Origin of the sequence: Rhizobium sp. P28RR-XV, from assembly GCF_012641385.1 — a bacterium.
Classification (GTDB): Bacteria; Pseudomonadota; Alphaproteobacteria; order Rhizobiales; family Rhizobiaceae; genus Rhizobium.
On the sequence record NZ_JABAIG010000013.1, the window covers coordinates 92,329 to 113,380 of the forward strand.

Below are 21,052 nucleotides of genomic sequence, written 5' to 3' on the forward strand. Positions count from 1 at the left end.
ACTCTGGAACAATACATATCATGCGGCAGCCTTGCGCTGCCGCTCTCTTTGGATCACTTCCGAAGCCAATTGCAGATAAGCCTGGCTGCCTGCGCATTTCAGGTCATAGAGAATGGCTGGCTTCCCATAGGAAGGCGCCTCGGACACGCGTACGTTGCGCGGAATCAACGTATGGTAGACTTTCTCACCCAAATGGGTGCGAACATCGCTGACCACCTGCTGTGCCAGATTGTTGCGGGAGTCGAACATCGTCAAAACGATCCCCTGAATATCCAGGGATGGATTGACCGTGCGGCGAACCTGATCAACAGTTTCCAGGAGCTGGCTGAGGCCTTCCAGTGCGAAAAATTCGCACTGCAACGGCACCAACACGGAATGTGCCGCAGCCATGGCATTCATCGTCAGCAAATTGAAGGACGGCGGGCAATCGACCAGAATATAGGAGAAGGCGAGGGCCTCCGGCGCATTCAGCGACCGGCGAAGCTTGAAGACCCGATCCGGCTGCTGTGCAATCTCCATTTCGACACCGAGCAGATCCATCGTCGATGGCACGATGAAGAGATTTGGGACGGCGGTTTCCTGGACGGTATCCATGATCGAATGGGTGCCTACCAGGAGATCATAGGAGGATAGTTTTCGATCTCGCCGCTCGATCCCAAGACCCGTACTGGCATTGCCCTGTGGGTCGAGATCAACGATCAGGACGCGCTCACCGATCGCAGCAAGAGCGGTCGCCAAGTTGATGGCGGTCGTGGTCTTGCCGACTCCGCCCTTTTGATTTGCGATGGTAATAATCCGGTTTCGCTCGCCGATCATCTGCCGCACATCCAATTATGGTTAATTCACGCATCGCAGTCGACTCAGCTCCAAAATGACGGAATCTTGCTCGACGACACTCCGATGTTTTACCAGATCGAATTCCCAACGACCACGGGCTTTCTCAAGCTCACGCTCGTAATCCCGGCCTTTGTGCAGAAAAAGCCGTAGATTTTCGTTGCGCTCGCGCCAGGGCGCCGCGTAATCAAGCAACAATTCCAGCTCCGCAAGAGCCCGCGCCGAGATCGCATCGCAATGCTGGGCGACAGTAGGTGCGTTTTCGATGCGAACGGCGTGAACGGCGCCGCGCGCTTCGCATTCCCGCAGGCACACGCGCAGAAAAGCAGCCTTCTTCTGATTGCTTTCAATTAAATCAACATGTCCCGCGCCCGTTTCAGCCAGGAGAATTGCCGTTATCACGCCGGGAAAGCCGCCGCCGCTACCTAGATCGACCCAATGACTCGGCACGGGATGGAGCTGAAAAATCTGCGCGCTATCGGCAATATGGCGGCGCCAGAGATCATCGACAGTAGAAGGCGCGACAAGATTGATAGTTTTCGCCCATTTCTGGAAAAGTTGGGCGAAATGCTGCAACCGCTCCTGTGTTTCACGTGAAACACGTACACCGTTCAATTCCATATTTGGACTCTCTAACCTTGTAGGATCAGGATACGAGCTTCTGCTCGTCCTGATTGCTCGCCTTCCTAAGATGCGCCAGCAATAAGGAAATAGCCGCTGGCGTCATTCCATCAATCCGCGACGCCTGAGCAATGTTCTTCGGATTTGCCGCGGCGAGCTTCTGCTTCAGCTCATTAGACAATCCTGAGAGAATGGCAAAGTCGAAGTCGAGCGGAATGGCCCGCTCTTCCTCTTTCCGGACCTGTGCGATATCCGCCGCCTGCCGGTCCATATAAACCGCGTAAGCGGCCTCGATCTCGATCGCTTCGGTAACGCCCCGCTCCATGGATTGCAGCTCAGGCCAAAGACGGGACAGCGTCTCGATCGATTGACCCGGATGAGAGAGAAGCTCATAAGCAGAACGGCGCTGACCATCCCTATTCAAATGCATTCCGGCCTTCTCGGCCTCGCTTGGCGTAATCTTCAAATCCCTCAGGCGCGCACGCGCCTGCTCGAGCTTCGTCACATACCCTCCGAACCGCGATGCGCGATCGGCGCCCACGCAACCGATGGATAGGCCGACCGGGGTCAGGCGCACATCCGCATTATCGGCCCGCAGGGAAAGGCGGTATTCCGCGCGCGAGGTAAACATGCGATAGGGTTCTGCAACGCCGCGTGACGTCAGATCGTCTATCATCACGCCGATATAGGAGTCCGTTCGGCTGAATTCTATGGCTTTGCCGCCGGAAGCAAGGCGCGCAGCATTCAGCCCCGCAACAAGACCCTGCGCTCCAGCCTCTTCATATCCGGTGGTGCCGTTGATCTGGCCGGCAAGGAAAAGCCCGGGAATCTTTTCCACCTCCAGAGAGAGCTTCAGCTCGCGCGGATCCACATGATCATATTCAATCGCATAGGCGTATTGGAGGATTCTGACTCGTTCCAGACCCGGAATGGTTTTAATGAAATTCTCTTGGACGTCCTCGGGAAGGGAGGTCGATATGCCGTTCGGATAGACAGTCGTATCATCGAGACCTTCCGGTTCCAGGAATATCTGATGGCCGTCGCGCTCCCCAAACTTAACGATCTTGTCCTCAATGGAGGGGCAATAGCGCGGTCCGACACCTTCAATCTGTCCGGAATACATCGCCGAACGCTTTAGATTGTCGGCAATGATCCTATGTGTCTCCGGTGTCGTTCGCGTGACGCCACATTCAATCTGCGGATTGACGATGGAATCAGTCATGAAAGAGAAAGGCGTGGGATCCTCGTCGGCGCCCTGTTTCCCGACAGAGGCCCAATCGATGGTCGTGCCGTCAAGGCGGGCCGGGGTTCCGGTCTTCAAACGTCCAAGGGCAAGCCCATGTCGCAACAATGTTGCCGAAAGCCCAACTGAAGGTTCTTCGCCGACACGGCCAGCCGGGATTTTCTTGTCGCCAATATGAATAAGGCCGCGAAGAAAAGTTCCGGTCGTCAGAACGACGGCACCACAACGGATGACCCTGCCATCCTTCAACGCAACGGCGGATACGCGCCCGTGCTCGAGGACGAGGTCAAACGCATCCCCTTCGATGACATCGAGATTGTCAATTGCACCGATCTCGGCCTGCATGGCCAAACGATAGAGCTTTCGATCAGCTTGCGTACGCGGGCCACGAACGGCAGGTCCCTTCTTGCGATTGAGCATGCGGAATTGAATGCCGGCCGCATCGGCAACCCGGCCCATCAAGCCGTCAAGCGCATCGATTTCCCGCACGAGATGACCCTTGCCGAGGCCGCCAATGGCGGGATTGCAGGACATGACGCCGATCGTGTCTCGCTTATGTGTCACCAACACAGTGCGCGCGCCCAGGCGCGCGGCCGCGGCTGCGGCCTCGCTGCCAGCGTGGCCGCCTCCCACAACGATCACATCATACACTTTATCGAACATCACCAAGTCCTCGGTCGTGCCGTCTGTTTGGCACACCAATTTCAGGAGTCAAGAAGGTTTCACGTGAAACGTTCGTCCGTCACCCAATCGGACATGTTTCACGTGAATCATTTGCCAATGCAGAATTCCGAGAAGATCACGTCCAACAGATCTTCGACATCAACGCGTCCCGTTATGCGCCCGAGGCTGGTGGCCGCCTGTCGCAAATACTCAGCCCTGATATCGAGACCGCGATCCTCGGAGGCAAGTGCTGCCGCAACGGCAGCCAGACTTTCACTGAGTAATGTCCGATGCCGCAGCCGGCTCGGTAGTGCCAATGAAAGAGATTCCGAGCGATCCTTTAGGTCGTTTCGAAGAAACTGGTGTAGCTCCGATAATCCTACGCCCGTCTCCGACGAAATAAGCACGTCATATTCCTTGCTGCCTTGGTCGGGATATAGGTCTGATTTCGTCCCCAGCGTGACAATTTTGCCGGAGAAGCCTGGGAAATCCAGTTGCGGACGATCACCGATTTCCGCCAGGGACAGAACGAGATCGGCATCAGCGACGGTCTTAAGGGCGCGGCGTATTCCCTCGCGCTCGATAATCTCGTCGGTTTCCCGCAAACCGGCCGTATCGTAAAGCTTGACGGCATATCCCTCGATGTTGAGGTCGACATGCAGAACGTCACGTGTCGTTCCAGCAATGTCGGTAACAATCGCCACTTCACGTTTTGCCAGCGCATTCATCAGGCTGGATTTGCCAGCATTCGGCGGTCCGGCAATCACCACTTTCAAGCCGTCGCGGATAATTTCGCCCAGATCCGCACCCTTGAGATGATCGGATAGTTCGGAATGTAGCCGCTGCATATCCGCCCATACAATATCCGATACAGAGCCGGGCACATCGTCTTCGTCGGCGAAATCCAGCTCCGCCTCGATCAACGCGCGAACGCGCGTCAACCTGTCAGCCCAGCCATTATAAATGTCCGATAGCCCGCCGGCGGCATGCTCCAAGGCGAGACGCCGCTGCATCTCGGTTTCGGCACTGATAAGGTCTGCCAGGCCTTCCACCTCGACAAGATCCATCTTCCCGTTCTCAAGGGCACGACGCGAAAACTCTCCATGCTCCGCAAGACGGCACGCGTCGAACATGGAAAGTTCCGTTAGAAGCGCATTGACGACGGCCTTACCACCATGAACATGAATCTCGACGCAATCCTCTCCGGTAAAGGAGGTTGGACCGGGAAAAATCAGCACAAGGCCGCGGTCGATCATTAAACCGTTACGAGTCCGAATCGTTTTCAGCGCAGCCTGCCGCGGCGCTGGCAGAGACCCAGCCAAAGACAGAGCGGCAGGGAAGGCTGCTGGTCCGCTGATGCGGATCACAGCAACGCCGGCCGGCAGCCCGCCGCTGGATAGGGCATAGATCGTATCATTTGCCGTCATTGAATTGATCCGCATCCGAGTCGATACCCATCGACTTCCCGCTTCGATGATATCACGTCGCTAAAACGAAACAGGGGCCGCTTAAAGGCGGCCCCGACTATAACATGCAACCAGCGCCGCCAAAGAGCACTGTGGACGAATCCGGCTAATGATCAGGTGTTCATCGACTCGAAGAAGTCCGGATTGTTCTTCGTCTGCTTGAGCTTGTCGATCAGGAATTCGATCGCGTCGGTCGTGCCCATTGGCGCGAGAATACGGCGAAGAACGAAGATTTTCTGGAGATCCTGGCGCGGCACCAGCAGATCTTCCTTACGCGTACCGGACTTGAGGATATCCATCGCCGGGAAGATGCGCTTGTCGGCAACCTTGCGGTCGAGAACGATTTCCGAGTTACCGGTACCCTTGAATTCTTCGAAGATGACTTCGTCCATGCGGCTCCCGGTATCGATCAGCGCCGTCGCGATAATCGTCAGGGACCCACCCTCTTCGATATTACGGGCAGCACCGAAGAAGCGCTTCGGGCGCTGCAGAGCGTTTGCGTCAACACCGCCAGTCAAAACCTTACCGGAAGAGGGGACGACGGTGTTATAGGCACGGCCGAGGCGTGTGATCGAATCGAGCAGGATGACGACGTCACGTCCGTGTTCGACTAGGCGCTTCGCCTTCTCGATCACCATTTCGGCGACCTGAACGTGCCGGACGGCCGGTTCATCGAATGTCGAGGAGATGACTTCGCCGCGAACGGAGCGCTGCATGTCGGTCACTTCTTCCGGACGTTCGTCGATCAGGAGAACGATCAGATAGCAGTCCGGATGATTGGCGGTGATCGAATGGGCGATGTTCTGCAGCAGGACGGTCTTACCCGTGCGCGGCGGTGCGACGATCAGGCCGCGCTGGCCCTTGCCGAGCGGCGCCACCAGGTCGATCACGCGCGGCGACAGATCCTTCGTCGTGGGCACGTCGAGTTCCATGCGGAAGCGCTCGTTCGGATAGAGCGGCGTCAGGTTGTCGAAGTGAACCTTGTGACGGATCTTTTCCGGATCGTCGAAATTGATGGTGTTCACTTTCAGCAGCGCGAAATAGCGCTCGCCTTCCTTCGGTCCGCGGATCGGTCCCTCGACCGTGTCGCCCGTCTTCAGCGAGAAGCGGCGAATCTGGGAGGGAGAGATGTAGATATCGTCCGGGCCGGGAAGATAGTTGGCATTGGCGGAACGCAAGAAACCGAAGCCGTCCTGCAGAACTTCGACGACGCCCTCGCCGATGATTTCCACGTCCTGGCTCGCCAGTACCTTCAGAATGGCAAACATCAGTTCCTGTTTGCGCATCGTGCTTGCGTTCTCGACCTCGAGCGATTCGGCGAAGGCCAGGAGATCGGTCGGGGATTTATTTTTCAGTTCCTGAAGCTTCATTTCAGCCATGAAGGGAATTACTCGTTTTTTTAGGAGGGGAAAGGCAATGTTGCTCGAATTCAGAACCGCGATAGGGGCGCTCGCGGGCGACAGAATGGATACATGCCACGAAGAGAAGATGGCGGGAAAATAGCGACTCACTTTCTGAACCGCAAGGGGGGCATGCAAAATGAAAGAAATTTAACGCTGCCCCTAATACAGCCCCACCTTACGCAAATGGCTTCACCACCACGAGAATGACAATCGCGATCATCAACAGCGTCGGCGCCTCGTTCATTAGTCGCCAGTAGCGCGCCGAATGTTTGTTCTCATCGCGGGCAAAAGCGCGTGCCGCGCTGCTGAAATGCCCATGAACAGCCGATAGCAGCACGACAAGCCCGATCTTGGCGTGCAGCCATCCGCCGTGAAAATCATAGACCGACCAGGCAAGATAGAGCCCGAAAATCCACGTCAAAATCATCGCCGGCGTGATGATGTAGTGCAATAGCCGCTGCTCCATCACCTTGAACGTCTCGGATTGCTGCGAACCCGGTTCGGCATCGGTATGATAGACGAAAAGCCGCGGCAGGTAGAACATGCCGGCCATCCATGAAATCACCGCGATGATGTGAAGCGCCTTGATCCAGAGATAGAGATCGCTTGGATGCCAGGCGAACAGGCCGATCGCCAGGACGGCGAAGATCAGGATCATGGAATAGGCGCGCCGTCCGGCTTTCTGGCCAGGTGCGGAATCCGTCTGCTTTTCCACCGCCATCAGTTCCTCCATCCCCGCACACGTTCGACAAGCGTCGAAACATTGGCGGGATCCGCCTGTGGCGTAATGCCATGGCCGAGATTGAAAATCAGCGGACCGCTGCCAAGATGCCGCAGAATATCGTCGATCCCCTCTTCCAGAGCCTTGCCCCCGGCAACCACGCGCATTGGATCGAGATTTCCCTGTATGGGCCCATCCTTCTGGAGTTCGCGCGCGAAAGCCAGCGGCACCGACCAGTCGAGACCGATCGCATCGGCGCCAGTCTTCTGCCGATAGGTTTTCAGCAGATATCCCGCGCCCTTGGCGAAAGCGATGACGCGAGCCTGCGGCCGCCGTGCCTTCACCGACGCAATCATTTTCGCAACCGGCTTGACCGCATAAGCTGCGAATTCCTTTTCGCCGAGCACGCCAGCCCAGGAATCGAAAATCTGCACGGCATCTGCGCCGGCGTCGATCTGCGCCACGAGATAATCGGCTGAGATATCGGCAAGCAGCATCAAGAGATGTTCGAACGCCTTGGGATGGCGATAGGCAAATAGCCGGGCAGGGGCCTGATCGGGCGTACCATGTCCGGCGATCATATAGGTCGCAACGGTCCAGGGTGCCCCGCAGAAGCCGAGAAGCGTCGTTTCCACCGGCAGCTCCCGCCGTAACCTCCTCACCGTTTCCATGACCGGCGCAAGATGCGCCAGGATGCCCTCCGGCTTCAGCGCCAGGATGCCGGCTTCATCGATCGGATCCATCTCCGGTCCATGCCCTTCAGTAAACCGGACATTCCGTTTCAGCGCATCAGGGATGACCAGGATGTCGGAGAAAAGAATAGCCGCATCGAAGCCATAACGACGGATCGGCTGCAGCGTCACTTCCACCGCGTGATCGGGCGAATAACAGAGATCGAGAAAGCTCCCAGCTTTAGCGCGTGTCTCGCGATATTCCGGGAGATAGCGTCCTGCCTGACGCATCAGCCAGAGAGGGGGAGGGATGAGCGTTTCTCCGCTTAGCACCCGCATGATCTTCCGGCGTTCATCGGTCAAAGACGTCGTCCTATATAAAACCAAACATATATCTAAGGTTTCTATTTCTTAGAGTCGGTGACTATCAAGGATTAAAGTTCATCCATCGCCTGTCCAATTTGTCGCGCCTCACGCGGAAATTTGCAGCGATTCGAACGCCGCGAGCCGATATGTGGAAAACAAAGACGATCTTTCAATCATTTGAGCAGCTTGCAGCTGAATTTGCTTTATCCCGTTCTGGGGACAAAGTGGGGATCGAAGTTGCGCTTCTCAACTTGTCCACATTGCCCACAGCCGCGGCGAAGGCCTTCTCTCGAAAATCCCAAATGTGGAAAACTCGGCGGTTTTCCACTTGCCGAGGATAGGCCCCTTCTCGTACCTCTCTTTTCTCCCGAGATATCAACAGGTGACGGAAAGTAGCGTGGAAAACCGAACGAGCTTCTTTCATCTGCACCTGATTTCTGACTCAACGGGCGAGACTCTCATCTCCGCCGGTCGTGCCGCCTCGGTGCAATTCCATGCTAGCCAGCCGATCGAGCACGTCTATCCGCTGATCAGAAACCGCAAGCAGCTGCTGCCGGTTCTGGAGGCGATCGATAATAGCCCCGGCATTGTCCTCTATACGATCGTCGATCGTGAACTCGCCGATTTCATCGCCGAGCGGTGCAAGGATATGGGCGTGCCTTGCGTCAATGTTCTCGAACCTGTCATGAATGTCTTCCAGACCTATCTCGGTACGGCATCGCGCCGACGCGTCGGCGCGCAGCATGTGATGAACGCTGATTATTTCGCCCGCATCGAAGCGCTGAACTTCACCATGGATCATGATGACGGGCAGATGCCGGATGATTATGACGATGCCGATGTCGTCATCATCGGCATCAGCCGCACCTCGAAGACGCCGACGAGCATCTATCTGGCCAATCGCGGCATCAAGACCGCCAATATACCTATCGTCCACGGCGTGCCGTTGCCGGAGAGCTTGAGCAAGGCGACCAAGCCATTGATCGTCGGATTGGTGGCAACGACCGATCGCATCTCGCAAGTACGCGAAAACCGCATTCTCGGCACGACGCCCGGCTTCGATCGTGGTGACTATACGGATCGCGCCGCCATTTCCGAAGAGCTGAAATATGCCCGCTCGCTTTGCGCCCGACACAATTGGCCGATCATCGATGTCACGCGCCGCTCGATCGAAGAGACTGCGGCGGCCATTGTTGCCCTGCGCCCCAAGCTGCGTTAAGCGCTGCACATTATTATCCCGGAGGCAGCCGTCATGACCGTGCCCCTTATTCTTGCATCATCCAGCCCATTCCGACGGATGCTGATGGAAAATGCCGGGTTGCATTTCCAGGCCATCGCCGCCGATGTCGACGAACGCGCAATCGAAGCCCCGCTCGAACGGGATGGCGCCAGCCCCGATGCTGTCGCGCTCGTCCTGGCAAAGGCGAAGGCAAAGGAAGTCAGCGATCGCTTCTCGGGCTCGCTCGTCATCGGTTCGGATCAGACCATGTCGCTCGGTGACCAGGTCTTCCACAAACCGAAGACGATGGCGGATGCGGAAAATCATCTGCGGACCCTGTCGGGTAAAACGCATCGCCTGAACAGCGCCATCGCGTTGGCCCGCAATGGCGATATCATCTGGGAGCATGTGTCGCACGCCGATCTGACCATGCGCGAGCTGCCGGCCGATTTCATCCATCGGCATCTCGGCCGCGTCGGAGAGAAGGCATTGTCAAGCGTCGGCGCCTATCAGCTCGAGGGCGAAGGCATCCAGCTTTTCTCGAAAATCGACGGCGATTATTTCACGATCGTCGGATTGCCGATGCTGCCGCTGCTGGAAAAACTGCGTGAGTTGGGGACGATCGATGGATGATTCACGTGAAACACCGGGCATAAACGCTTTCGTAACGGGTTATCCGATCAAGCATTCGCGCTCGCCGCTGATCCATGGCTACTGGCTGCGGCAGCTCGGTCTGGCCGGCAGCTATCGCGCGCATGCAGTGCTCCCCGAGGATTTCGCTGCCTTCATCACGTCGCTGAAAGAGGGCACCAGCGGCTTCGTCGGCGGCAATGTCACGATCCCTCACAAGGAAGCGGCGTTCAAACTCGCCGATCGGCCCGATGAGCTTTCGGAAGAACTTGGCGCCGCCAACACCTTGTGGATCGAGGACCGGCTGCTGCATGCGACGAACAGCGATGGCCGTGGTTTCACGGCGAACCTCGATGAGCGTCATCCCGGCTGGGATCGCAGCGACCGGACCGTGATCCTCGGCGCAGGCGGCGCCAGCCGCGCGGTGATACAGGCCGTGCGTGATCGCGGCTTCAAGGAAATCCACATCGTCAACCGCACGGTCGAGCGGGCGCGGGAGCTGGCGGATCGGTTCGGCGAACGTGTTCATGCCCATCCGATGGCAGCACTTGGCGACGTCATGCAAGGTGCCGGCCTTTTCATCAACACGACCTCGCTCGGCATGGATGGCGAAGCCGCACCGCGGATCGATTTCTCGCCACTTGCACAAGGGGCTGTCGTTACCGACATTGTCTATGTACCCTTGAAGACGCCGCTTCTGACGCAGGCCGAGGAACAGGGCTTTGCCATCGTCGATGGCCTTGGCATGCTGTTGCACCAGGCGGTGCCAGGCTTCGAAAAATGGTTCGGAAAGCGTCCGGTGGTTGATGATACTTTGAGGGCGTTGATCATCGCGGATATGGAAAAGCATTGATGATCAGGATCGGGCTGACGGGATCGATCGGCATGGGAAAATCGACCTCGGCGAAACTCTTCGCCGAAGCCGGAATTCCGGCGAACGATTCCGATGCTGTCGTGCATGATCTTTATAGCGGCGAAGCGGTTCCTCTGGTCGAGGCTGCCTTCCCCGGTACGACCAGCAATGGCAAAGTCGACCGGCAGGAACTCAGCCGGAAGCTTGCGGGCGAACCCTCCGGTTTCAAGCGTCTCGAAGCCATTATCCATCCGCTCGTTCGCGAGCGCGAGCGCGAATTCCTGGAACGTCAGCGGCAAGCAGGCGCCGATATGGTGGTGCTGGATATTCCGCTCCTGTTCGAAACCGGCGCGGACAAGAGGGTCGACAAGATCGTCGTCGTCAGCTGTGATCCACAGATTCAGAGAGAAAGAGTGCTTGCCCGACCAGGCATGACGGAGGAAAAATTCAACATGATTCTCTCCCGACAGACGCCGGATGCGGAAAAACGCGCACGCGCCGATTACGTCATCGATACCGGCGGCAGTATCGATGCGGCCCGCAAGCAGGTAAGAGAGATCGTCGCGGATCTGCGGCGCAAGCAGCGGAATAAGAAATAGGAAGGCGGAGCCCCCACATGCGCGAAATCATTTTCGATACGGAAACCACCGGCCTCGACAACAGGGCAGACCGTATCATCGAAATCGGCGGCATCGAGCTCTTCAACCATTTCCCGACCGGCAAAACGCTGCATCTTTTTATCAATCCCGGCGACCGCAAGGTTCATCCCGATGCGCTTGCTGTGCACGGCATCACCGATGAATCACTGAAGGACAAGCCGCCCTTCGAAGTCGTTGCGGATCAGATCCTCGATTTCTTCGGCGACGCCAAATGGATTGCGCACAACGCCACCTTCGACATGGGCTTCGTCAACGCGGAATTTGCAAGGATCGGCCGGCCGCCGATCCTGCCCGATATGGTGATCGATACGCTCGCCATGGCCCGGCGCAAGCATCCCATGGGTCCGAATTCGCTGGATGCACTCTGCCGGCGCTACGGCGTCGACAATTCGCATCGCACCCAGCATGGCGCGCTTCTCGACTCCGAACTGCTCGCCGAAGTCTATATCGAGATGATCGGCGGCCGGCAGACCGCGCTGGGTCTCGGCAGCGCCAATGGTTCGTCGGCGCGTTCGCGTCAGAACTATGCCGTGGAGGAAATCGTTGCTGATATTCTCGAACGGCCTTATCCGCTGCCGAGCCGACTGAGCGAGGAAGAGCTCGCTGCCCATGCCGCACTGGTCGCCAAGCTTGGCGCGAAGGGAATCTGGTCCAAATATCGCGCCTCCGAATAAGGCGCTTCCCCAGGTCGTCAAAGAAAATGCCCAGGTCTTTCGATCCGGGCATTTCTATTCTATCTCTTTGTTATCTAGCAATTCTAGGCGGAAAACCGCTGCGCACTGGAATTGCTCTAGTTCGGAACGGCCGAAACCTGGGCGCGGGCCTGCTCCTCGGCCATGCGCTGCGTGAACATCTGCGCGAAATCGATCGGGTCGATCATCAGCGGCGGGAAGCCGCCATTGCGCGTGACGTCAGCGATGATCTGGCGTGCGAAGGGGAACAGCAGGCGCGGGCATTCGATGAAAAGCAGCGGCAGCATGTGTTCCTGCGGGAAGCCGGTGACGCGGAAGACGCCGCCATAGACCAGCTCGGTATGGAAGAGAACGCGCTCGCCATCCTTGGCTTCGGCATTCAGCGTCAGCACGACGTCAAAATCCTCGTCCGACAGCGGGTTGGCGTTGACGTTGACATTGATATTGATGTCGGGAGCATTTTCCCGGGCCTGAAGCGAGCGCGGAGCCCCCGGATTTTCAAAGGAAAGATCCTTGGTGTACTGAGCAAGGATGCTGAGGCTCGGGCTGGCTGCACCGTTGCCGTTGGTCTCGTTGGCCATGGGGGTGTCCTCTCACGTCTCGATGGGTGTCGCCATCTAGCATTTAGAATAGGGGCTTACAACCCTTATGGCCCGGTGCTCAATTGCGCTATTCTAGTCCTTTAGGCGCTTCTGATCGGACCATGGCGAGTTGCGGTTCGGCTCGCGATGGAAATCGGTTTCGTCCAGATCGACCACCGTTTCAGGGTTGCGTGGCCGGCCTTGCGGGCTGGCGTCCGGACCCTGTCCTCGCCGGAAGGCGCGCGAATTGCCGACAACGACGATGCGCTTGCGCAGCACCGTCCAGGCAAGATCGCGCACCGCCGGGATGAAAAGCAGCAGGCCAATGATATCGGAAATGAAGCCGGGCAGCATTAGGAAAAAGGCCGCGACGACGATCATGGCGCCATGCACCATCTCGCGGCCGGGATCGCCGCCATTGCGGCTTTCGGCGGAGATGCGCTGGAGGATCCCGATCCCTTGAATTCTTAAGAGAACGGCACCGAGCAGCACGCTGAGGATGACAAGCCCCAGGGTGGCCCAGACGCCGATCATTTTTCCGACGACGATGAATCCGGCGATTTCCGCCAGAGGCATCAGAGAAACGAAGATAGGAAGAAGTGATAGGCGCATGTTACGGTGGTCCTGAAAGCGGGTTTCTTCGCGTAGGCGTTGGTTTCTCGCGTATAATAAAGAAACTGGTCCGCTATTTGAATGATAGATCGATGCGGACTATATGGGGATTAATCTTTTAATTTTAACGGTGGTTCCGATACGAGATGGGTGCAAACGACTTTGTGACGATCTTTTTCCTGGTGGCGGCAGTGCTGATCTTCTTTCAGCTGCGCAGTGTTCTTGGCCGCCGCACGGGGAATGAGAAGCCGCCGCGCGATCTCTATGGTTCCGCAGATCCGGCAAATGGCCCGACGCCGCCGGATGCCGGCAAGGTGGTGACCCTGCCGCGGCGCGATGCGACCGAAGAGGAAGACCGTTTTGCCGCCATCGATACCTTCGCCCCGGCTGGTACGCCGCTGAACGACTCGCTGCGTGAAGTGAGCAAGGCTGATCCCGCCTTCAACCCGAAGGAATTCGTCAACGGCGCCCGCATGGCCTATGAGATGATCGTTATGGCCTTTGCCGATGGCGATCGCAAGTCTTTGAAGGGACTGCTGTCGCGTGAGGTCTATGAAGGTTTCGATACCGCCATCGCCGATCGCGAGGCTAAGGGCGAGAAGGTCAAATCGACCTTCATCGGCATCGACAAGGCTGATATCCTCAGCGCCGAGATGAAGGGAACGGAATCCTTCATCACCATGCGCATCGTTAGCCAGATGATTTCCGCCATCTACGACAAGAGCGGCACCGTGATCGATGGCGATGCCGAAGCTGTGGCCGAGATCAGCGACCTGTGGACCTTCGCCCGCGACACGCGTTCGCGCGATCCGAACTGGAAACTCGTGGCGACCGAATCCGAACAATGACGATCCCATTGCAGGAATTCAGGCTGGAGCCGGCAACCTTCGCCGATCTGAAGGGCTGGAAGGACGATGATCCTTCCAGCCTTTTTCGCGCCATGAAGGACTGTCGAGCCTATATCCGCGACGTGAAGCCCTATCGCACGGGCGCGGCCGGACTGACTGCGGCCGATCTCCTGACGCTCCTCGATGCCGCAGAGGGAAGAGAGCCGCAAAGCGCGCCCGACGCCCGGGCATTTTTCGAGGAGCATTGCCAACCGTTCTTCATTCGCCGCGATGGCGGCGCGACCGGTTTCGTGACGGCCTTCTATGAGCCGGAAATCGAAGTTTCGGCCGAACCGGACGAAACCTACCGCTACCCCTTTTATCGCCGGCCGGCTGATCTAATCGATCTGGACGACGCCAACCGCCCCGCTGGGCTTGACCGGTCCTATATGTTCGACAGGCTCCAGGGCGGCGCAATTTCCGCCTATCCCGATCGCGGTGAGATCGATCGCGGCTATCTCGACGGCAAGGGGCTGGAGATCGCCTGGGCGAAATCCAAGGTTGATGTCTTCTTCGTGCATGTGCAGGGCGCGGCGCGCCTGCGCTATCCGGATGGGCGTCTCGGCCGCATCACCTATGCCGCCAAGGCCGGTCATCCCTTCTCGGCGGTTGGGCGCCTGCTCATAGAGCGCGGCTTGCTGGACCGCGCCACGATCTCCATGCAGACGATCCGCGACTGGCTCTATGCACACCCTGAACAGGTCGACGAGGTCCTCTGGCACAATCGATCCTATATCTTCTTCCGCGAGGCTGATGTCAGCGATCCGGCGTTGGGTCCGATCGCAGCTGCAAAGGTGCCGCTGGTGGCGGGTCGGTCCCTTGCGATCGATCGGCTAATCCACACCTTCGGCTTTCCCTTCTTCATCCGTTCGGAAAGCCTGACCCATCTCGATGGCGGCAAGCCTTTCGCGCGGCTGATGCTGGCGCTCGACACGGGCTCGGCGATCGTCGGGCCGGCGCGCGGAGATATCTTTACCGGTTCGGGTTATGATGCCGGAGAGCTCGCCGGCACCGTGCGCAATGACGCCGATTTTTATATTCTCATTCCGAAAGCGGCGGCGCAAAGGTTCGGCTGATGGCCCCGGAACGGCAGAACAAGGAACGAAAGCTCAGCGCGGAGGACCGCATCCTTTGGGGAAAGGTCGCCAAGAGCGCCCGCCCCATGCCGGGCCGCATGGCGGATATCGAGGCTTTCGAAGCGGCGCTGCGTGCAGAAGCCGAAAAAGAGGAAAGCGGCCGTGCCGCGAAGGCGAAGACAGCGCCCGCCCCGGCAGAAACCCAGGAAGCACCGGCGCCTGCGAAGCAGCCCAGCGGCCGACACCACCCGCTGGAACGCCCCGTCAAACGCAAGATCGCCAAGGGCCACCTGGCGCTTGAGGCCCGCATCGACCTTCATGGCCTCATCCAGAGCGAGGCGCATTCCATGCTTCTGGATTTTCTGCTGCGAGCTCACAGCCGCGGCCTTCGCCATGTGCTTGTCATAACCGGCAAGGGCAGCTCCATGGGCAGCGAGGGCGCGCTGAAGCGCGCCGTACCGCTCTGGTTTTCCAAACCGGAATTCCGCTGTCTGATCTCTTCCTACGAGACGGCGGCGCAACATCATGGCGGCGAGGGTGCGCTTTATATCCGCCTGTCGCGCTTGAAGGGGGAGAAGCTTTGACCCCCTTCGGCGAAGCCGTGCGAAAGCTGAGATTACGCAAGGGCGTCTCGCAGAAGCAGATGGCGGCGGCGTTGAATGTGACTCCGGCTTACTTATCCGCCTTAGAACATGGGAAGCGCGGCTTGCCGACCTTCGACCTGCTGCAGCGCATTGCCGGATATTTCAATATCATCTGGGACGAAGCCGAAGAACTTTTCCTGCTGGCCCGGTTTTCCGATCCGCGCGTCGTCGTCGATACATCCGGGCTTGCGCCCGAATATACGGCCTTCGTCAATCACTTGGCGGGCAAGATCCGCGGCCTTGACGCCGCGACGATCCGGGAGCTGAGCCGAGTTCTGGAAAATGCCGGGAAAACCGGCTGAAAACCGCCTTAATCCCCTGTTTTATACTTGATTTCGGGGCCTTCCGTTTGGAACTTCAGGGCGAAACATCCTATATACAGGCGAGGAAAAACCGCTGATTCGTTGGAGCCGGATGATTTCAGGTCGAAACGACCTAAAATCTGAATCCGCTCTAGACTCAAAGAAGTAGGGCATGATGTCGTCCGAAATGCGCTGACACTTTTCGGCATCATGCTCTAGGGATCGGCATGGTTCTCTAAACTACTGGAAAGACTTCAATATATGAGCGACACATCCGTAACCGATAACGGTGGCAACGCCGAGTATGGCGCAGATTCCATCAAGGTCCTGAAAGGACTTGATGCGGTGCGCAAGCGTCCCGGCATGTATATCGGCGATACGGATGACGGCTCGGGCCTGCATCACATGGTCTATGAGGTCGTCGACAACGCCATTGACGAGGCCTTGGCCGGCCATGCCGATATTGTGACGGTCACGCTCAATCCCGATGGCTCGGTGACGGTTACGGACAACGGCCGCGGCATTCCGACGGCTATTCACACTGGCGAAGGTGTTTCGGCGGCTGAAGTCATCATGACCCAGCTTCACGCCGGCGGCAAGTTCGACCAGAATTCCTACAAGGTGTCCGGCGGTCTGCATGGCGTCGGCGTTTCCGTCGTCAACGCGCTCTCCGTCTGGCTACGCCTGAAGATCCGCCGTCACGGCAAGATCCACGAAATGAGCTTCACCCATGGCGTTGCCGATGCGCCGCTAAAGGAGACCGGTGACGCGGGCGATGCCACGGGCACGGAAGTCAGCTTCATGCCGAGCACCGAAACCTTCACCATGACGGAATTCGACTACGGCACCCTGGAGCATCGCCTGCGCGAACTCGCCTTCCTCAATTCCGGCGTCCGCATCCTGCTGTCCGACAAGCGCCATTCCGACGTCAGGCAGGAAGAAATGCTTTATGATGGCGGCCTGGAAGCCTTCGTTTCCTATCTCGACCGCGCCAAGAAGCCGCTGGTCGACAAGCCGGTCTCCATCCACGGCGAGAAGGATGGCATCACCGTCGAAGTGGCGATGTGGTGGAACGACAGCTACCATGAAAACGTGCTCTGCTTCACCAACAACATCCCGCAGCGCGACGGTGGCACCCATATGGCCGGCTTCCGCGGGGCCTTGACGCGCCAGATCACCTCCTACGCCGATACATCGGGCATCACCAAGAAAGAGAAGGTGACGCTGACCGGCGATGACTGCCGCGAGGGCCTGACCGCGGTGCTCTCGGTCAAGGTTCCCGATCCGAAATTTTCGTCGCAGACCAAGGATAAGCTGGTTTCCTCCGAGGTTCGCCCGGTGGTCGAAAGCCTGGTCAACGAGGCGCTCGGCACCTGGCTCGAAGAACATCCGTCCGAAGCCAGGGTGCTGGTCGGCAAGGTCGTTGAGGCCGCCGCTGCCCGCGAAGCCGCCCGCAAGGCGCGTGAACTGACCCGCCGCAAGGGTGCGCTGGATATCGCCTCGCTGCCCGGCAAGCTTGCCGACTGCTCCGAGCGCGATCCTGCCAAATCCGAGGTCTTCCTCGTCGAGGGTGACTCGGCGGGCGGTTCGGCCAAGCAAGGCCGCTCGCGCGAAAACCAGGCCATCCTGCCGCTGCGCGGCAAGATCCTGAACGTCGAGCGCGCCCGCTTCGACAAGATGCTGTCGAGCCAGGAAATCGGCACGCTGATCACCGCGCTCGGCACCGGCATCGGCAAGGACGAATTCAACGCCGAGAAGCTGCGTTATCACAAGATCATCATCATGACGGACGCAGACGTCGACGGCGCGCATATTCGTACGCTGCTCTTGACCTTCTTCTTCCGCCAGATGCCCGATCTCATCGAGCGTGGTCACCTCTATATCGCCCAGCCGCCGCTCTATAAGGTGACGCGCGGCAAGTCGGTGCAGTATGTCAAGGATGAGAAGGCGCTCGAGGAATATCTGATCGGCCAGGGCACCGAGGATGCAAGCCTGCATCTTGGCAATGGCGAAGTTCGCGCCGGCCACGATCTGCGCGAGGCGATCTACGATGCGCTGCGACTGCGCACCCTGATCGACAATCTGCATTCCCGCTACAATCGCTCCGTCGTCGAACAGGCATCGATCGCCGGCGCACTCAATGCCGAAATGGTCAGCGATTCCGCACGTGCCGAAGCGCTGGTGAATGATGTTGCCAAGCGGCTTGACGTCATCGCCGAGGAAACCGAGCGCGGCTGGAGCGGTGCCGTGACGGACGAGGGCGGTCTGCGCTTCGAGCGCACGGTGCGTGGCGTCAAGGAAGTCGTCTTCCTCGACCTGGCGCTCATCGGCTCGCAGGATGCCCGCCTCATCGATCAGTTGGGCTCTCGCCTGAAGGAAGTCTACCAGACCCCGCCGAAGCTCGTTCGCCGCGATGGCGAGAAGGAGATTTCCGGTCCGCGCATGCTGCTGGATATGATCTTCGCGGGGGGACGCAAGGGCTTGACGCTGCAGCGCTACAAAGGCCTCGGCGAAATGAATGCCGAGCAGCTCTGGGAAACGACGCTCGATCCGAACGTCCGCACGTTGCTGCAGGTGAAGGTCACGGATGCCACCGATGCTGACGGGCTGTTTGCCCGGCTCATGGGCGACGAAGTCGAGCCGCGGCGCGAGTTCATTCAGGATAACGCACTGAACGTCGCCAATCTCGACATCTGATCAGTTGCCGAACATCATGAAAAAGGCCCGCCGGCTGTCTGGTGGGCCTTTTCCATTTTTATCAATTACTTGGCGATAAAGGTGCCGTTGAAGGCGAGCCCCGAAAGCGGATTGCGCTGGCTCGGCACTTCGCGCTCGCGCAGCTTTTCCGGAAGCTGGTTTTTGTCGCCGACCTTACCGATCGCGACGGCGGCTTCGACGCGAAAGCCTTCGGGAATGCCGAGGACCTCATAGGATTTTTCGACATGGAAGCCGGTCATGCCATGGGCTTCATAGCCGGCTAGATGCGCCTGGATTGCCAGGAAGCCCCATGCGGTTCCTGCATCGAAGGAATGGCTGTAGCTGGGCTTCTGCTCGGCCGAACCAAGCTCGCCGTTATGAGTGCGCGAGATGACGAAAAGCAGGGCGGCCGCGGATTTCACCCAGCCCTGATTGAAGTCGATCAGGACGCTCAGGAACCTGTCCCAGTGTTCCGAGCCACGCAGCGCATAAAGAAAGCGCCAGGGCTGCAGGTTCGAGGCGGAGGGTGCCCAGTGCGCCGCTTCCAGAATGGTCAGCAGGTCGGCTTCCGGCATGGTTTCATTGGAATAGGCGCGGGGAGACCAGCGATCGAGAAAGAGCTTGTCGATCGGGTATTGGGATTCGCGGCTGTTGCTGGATGTCATGGGAGCTTCTTTCGTCAGGGAGGGCTAGCCCGCGGGCCGCTGGAAGCGGTCCGTTGGCTGGCTATGAACACGGGATGGGAACCTATACTCTGGCCGCACCGGCAGTCCAGGCCACGTCGAGCTCTTCGCGAAAAGCAAAGCGCTTGAGATGATCGGCGACGACGTTCTGCATGCGCTCGAGATCTTCAGGCTTCTCGACCGTCAGCGTCATGACCAAGAGGCCGGGCTTGGCCGCCAGATCGAGGGAGTTTTCCGGGCTGAAGGGCACCTTGCCGGCCGCCGCATCGAATTCCACGCTGAAGCGATGGCTCCAGTGCTTGCAGAGCTGTTGGAGATAGCGGCTGGCATGATCGGTTTTAACGTTGGAAACGGATGTCGCCATGGGATGATGCTCCAATAAGCCTGATCGCAAAACCTGATCTCAGTCAGCACTTTTCATACATAGAGCCATCCGCATCCTCCAGGTAGACAGTCTGTTTCAAGTTTGCGTTATTCCGGTGAAATTCTGTTCCGCTATGGTGTCCTTATGAAGGAACAGGTGCGAGTGGAGATGCAGCCTTGCTGGTAAATGGAAAATGGACCGAGGATTGGCAGCCGGTCCAGGCCAAGGATGAGAAGGGCGGCTTCGTCCGCCAGACCTCGAGCTTTCGGAATTGGGTAACGCCCGATGGCCGAACGGGGCAGACGGGCGAGAGCGGTTTCAAAGCGGAGGCCGGCCGCTATCACCTCTATGTCGCGCTGATCTGCCCCTGGGCGTCGCGCACCCTGATCGGCCGCAAGCTGAAGGGGCTGGAGGACGTTATTTCCGTTTCGGTCGTCGAACCGGTGCTTTCCAAGCAGGGTTGGCGTTTTGGCGATTATCCCGGTGCCACGAATGACGCCGTCCATGGCGTCACCTACATGCACGAGATCTACACGAAGGCCGATCCTCATTTCACCGGCCGCGCCACCGTCCCGGTGCTGTGGGACAAGCGAACCGGCACGATCGTCAACAATGAGTCGGCTGACATCCTGCGCATGTTGAACGACGGTTTTGGTGATCTGGCTCGCAACGACATCGATCTTTATCCGGCCGGCAAGCGGGAAGAGATCGACCGTCTCAATGCCCGGATCTATCCCGCTCTCAACAATGGCGTCTATCGCGCCGGCTTTGCCACGACGCAGGTCGCCTATGAAGATGCCTTCAACGAAGTATTCGCCTGTCTCGATCGGGTGGAGGCGGAACTGGAGGGCAAGACATTCCTCTTTGCCGACAATCCCACGGAAAGCGATATCAGGCTGTTCGTCACCCTCGTCCGCTTCGATGTCGCCTATTACGGCCTGTTCAAATGCAATCTCCGCCGCCTGTCCGACTATGCCAATCTCCAATCCTTCTGCCGTCGCATGCTTGATTGGCCGGGGATTGCGGAAACGGTCAGCTTCGATCATATCAAGCGCGGCTACTACTCGATAGCGACGCTCAATCCCACAGGCATCGTGCCGCTGGGGCCTGCCCTCGACGAGCTGTTCTGATACTCGACCGGGTACCAAAACCGGTCTAAGGTCCG

The 21,052-nt window shown here is 58.4% G+C and carries 22 protein-coding genes; 11 read left to right on the forward strand and 11 right to left on the reverse strand.

Features of this window, described 5'->3' with window-relative positions; genetic code table 11:
* Positions 1-18: 18 nt before the first annotated feature.
* The 7 genes from HGP12_RS25980 to hemE all read right to left on the reverse strand — a co-directional run bounded on the left by HGP12_RS25980 (position 19) and on the right by hemE (position 7,985).
* Positions 19-816, reverse strand: a complete 798-nt coding sequence (locus tag HGP12_RS25980) for a ParA family protein (protein ID WP_168841912.1) — start codon at positions 814-816, stop codon at positions 19-21.
* Between the two features lie 21 nt (positions 817-837).
* Entirely contained in the window at positions 838-1,455 is a 618-nt protein-coding gene (gene rsmG / locus HGP12_RS25985; protein ID WP_168841911.1) for a 16S rRNA (guanine(527)-N(7))-methyltransferase RsmG, read from the reverse strand.
* A 25-nt stretch (positions 1,456-1,480) separates the two neighbouring features.
* Positions 1,481-3,361 (reverse strand): tRNA uridine-5-carboxymethylaminomethyl(34) synthesis enzyme MnmG, encoded by a 1,881-nt coding sequence (mnmG, locus tag HGP12_RS25990; protein ID WP_168841910.1) that lies wholly within the window; start codon positions 3,359-3,361, stop codon positions 1,481-1,483.
* Between the two features lie 107 nt (positions 3,362-3,468).
* Positions 3,469-4,803 carry a tRNA uridine-5-carboxymethylaminomethyl(34) synthesis GTPase MnmE gene (gene mnmE, locus HGP12_RS25995; protein ID WP_168841909.1) on the reverse strand — a complete coding sequence of 445 codons (1,335 nt, stop codon included), beginning with the start codon at positions 4,801-4,803 and terminating at the stop codon, positions 3,469-3,471.
* A gap of 137 nt (positions 4,804-4,940) precedes the next feature.
* A complete protein-coding gene (gene rho / locus HGP12_RS26000) occupies positions 4,941-6,206 on the reverse strand; it encodes a transcription termination factor Rho (RefSeq protein ID WP_205926641.1) in 1,266 nt (421 codons plus the stop codon).
* A 199-nt stretch (positions 6,207-6,405) separates the two neighbouring features.
* Positions 6,406-6,951 carry a protoporphyrinogen oxidase HemJ gene (gene hemJ / locus HGP12_RS26005; protein ID WP_205926642.1) on the reverse strand — a complete coding sequence of 182 codons (546 nt, stop codon included), beginning with the start codon at positions 6,949-6,951 and terminating at the stop codon, positions 6,406-6,408.
* Positions 6,951-7,985, reverse strand: coding sequence for a uroporphyrinogen decarboxylase (gene hemE / locus HGP12_RS26010; RefSeq protein WP_168841908.1), 1,035 nt, complete (start codon positions 7,983-7,985; stop codon positions 6,951-6,953). The genes hemJ and hemE overlap by 1 nt, the downstream gene beginning before the upstream one ends.
* Before the next feature lie 400 nt (positions 7,986-8,385).
* Between hemE and HGP12_RS26015 the strand changes: the two genes are divergently transcribed.
* Genes HGP12_RS26015 through dnaQ form a run of 5 tightly spaced genes read left to right on the forward strand, consistent with a single transcriptional unit; the run spans position 8,386 to position 12,023 of the window.
* The gene (locus HGP12_RS26015) at positions 8,386-9,207 is read left to right on the forward strand and encodes a pyruvate, water dikinase regulatory protein (RefSeq protein WP_168841907.1); all 822 of its coding nucleotides are present in this window, start codon (positions 8,386-8,388) and stop codon (positions 9,205-9,207) included.
* Positions 9,208-9,240: 33 nt separating this feature from the next.
* Positions 9,241-9,840 (forward strand): Maf-like protein, encoded by a 600-nt coding sequence (locus tag HGP12_RS26020; protein WP_168841906.1) that lies wholly within the window; start codon positions 9,241-9,243, stop codon positions 9,838-9,840.
* A complete protein-coding gene (locus tag HGP12_RS26025; RefSeq protein WP_168841905.1) occupies positions 9,833-10,690 on the forward strand; it encodes a shikimate dehydrogenase in 858 nt (285 codons plus the stop codon). The genes HGP12_RS26020 and HGP12_RS26025 overlap by 8 nt, the downstream gene beginning before the upstream one ends.
* Positions 10,690-11,289, forward strand: a complete 600-nt coding sequence (coaE, locus tag HGP12_RS26030; RefSeq protein WP_168841904.1) for a dephospho-CoA kinase — start codon at positions 10,690-10,692, stop codon at positions 11,287-11,289. The genes HGP12_RS26025 and coaE overlap by 1 nt, the downstream gene beginning before the upstream one ends.
* A 17-nt stretch (positions 11,290-11,306) precedes the next feature.
* Positions 11,307-12,023 carry a DNA polymerase III subunit epsilon gene (dnaQ, locus tag HGP12_RS26035; RefSeq protein WP_168841903.1) on the forward strand — a complete coding sequence of 239 codons (717 nt, stop codon included), beginning with the start codon at positions 11,307-11,309 and terminating at the stop codon, positions 12,021-12,023.
* A 116-nt stretch (positions 12,024-12,139) separates the two neighbouring features.
* Here the strand turns inward: dnaQ and secB are convergent, their stop codons facing one another.
* Both secB and HGP12_RS26045 read right to left on the reverse strand, forming a co-directional pair.
* On the reverse strand, positions 12,140-12,622 hold the full coding sequence (secB, locus tag HGP12_RS26040) for a protein-export chaperone SecB (RefSeq protein WP_112339883.1): 483 nt from the start codon (positions 12,620-12,622) through the stop codon (positions 12,140-12,142).
* A gap of 93 nt (positions 12,623-12,715) precedes the next feature.
* On the reverse strand, positions 12,716-13,234 hold the full coding sequence (locus tag HGP12_RS26045) for an FxsA family protein (RefSeq protein WP_168841902.1): 519 nt from the start codon (positions 13,232-13,234) through the stop codon (positions 12,716-12,718).
* A gap of 146 nt (positions 13,235-13,380) precedes the next feature.
* Here HGP12_RS26045 and HGP12_RS26050 point away from each other — a divergent pair, with 146 nt between their 5' ends.
* From HGP12_RS26050 to gyrB, 5 genes are all read left to right on the forward strand, one after another.
* A complete protein-coding gene (locus HGP12_RS26050) occupies positions 13,381-14,082 on the forward strand; it encodes a Tim44/TimA family putative adaptor protein (RefSeq protein ID WP_168841901.1) in 702 nt (233 codons plus the stop codon).
* Entirely contained in the window at positions 14,079-15,197 is a 1,119-nt protein-coding gene (locus HGP12_RS26055; RefSeq protein ID WP_168879646.1) for a murein transglycosylase A, read from the forward strand. Before HGP12_RS26050 ends, HGP12_RS26055 begins: the two co-directional genes overlap by 4 nt.
* A complete protein-coding gene (locus HGP12_RS26060) occupies positions 15,197-15,781 on the forward strand; it encodes a Smr/MutS family protein (RefSeq protein WP_168841899.1) in 585 nt (194 codons plus the stop codon). The genes HGP12_RS26055 and HGP12_RS26060 overlap by 1 nt, the downstream gene beginning before the upstream one ends.
* Positions 15,778-16,143 (forward strand): helix-turn-helix domain-containing protein, encoded by a 366-nt coding sequence (locus tag HGP12_RS26065; protein WP_168841898.1) that lies wholly within the window; start codon positions 15,778-15,780, stop codon positions 16,141-16,143. The genes HGP12_RS26060 and HGP12_RS26065 overlap by 4 nt, the downstream gene beginning before the upstream one ends.
* Positions 16,144-16,404: 261 nt before the next feature.
* Complete coding sequence (gene gyrB, locus HGP12_RS26070) at positions 16,405-18,840, forward strand: DNA topoisomerase (ATP-hydrolyzing) subunit B (RefSeq protein ID WP_168841897.1); 2,436 nt, start codon at positions 16,405-16,407, stop codon at positions 18,838-18,840.
* Positions 18,841-18,905: 65 nt separating this feature from the next.
* Here the strand turns inward: gyrB and HGP12_RS26075 are convergent, their stop codons facing one another.
* Positions 18,906-19,505 carry a nitroreductase family protein gene (locus HGP12_RS26075; RefSeq protein ID WP_168841896.1) on the reverse strand — a complete coding sequence of 200 codons (600 nt, stop codon included), beginning with the start codon at positions 19,503-19,505 and terminating at the stop codon, positions 18,906-18,908.
* A gap of 82 nt (positions 19,506-19,587) precedes the next feature.
* Positions 19,588-19,887 (reverse strand): DUF2218 domain-containing protein, encoded by a 300-nt coding sequence (locus tag HGP12_RS26080; protein WP_168841895.1) that lies wholly within the window; start codon positions 19,885-19,887, stop codon positions 19,588-19,590.
* A gap of 176 nt (positions 19,888-20,063) precedes the next feature.
* Between HGP12_RS26080 and HGP12_RS26085 the strand changes: the two genes are divergently transcribed.
* Positions 20,064-21,017 (forward strand): glutathione S-transferase family protein, encoded by a 954-nt coding sequence (locus HGP12_RS26085; protein ID WP_168841894.1) that lies wholly within the window; start codon positions 20,064-20,066, stop codon positions 21,015-21,017.
* The last annotated feature ends 35 nt before the right edge of the window (positions 21,018-21,052 follow it).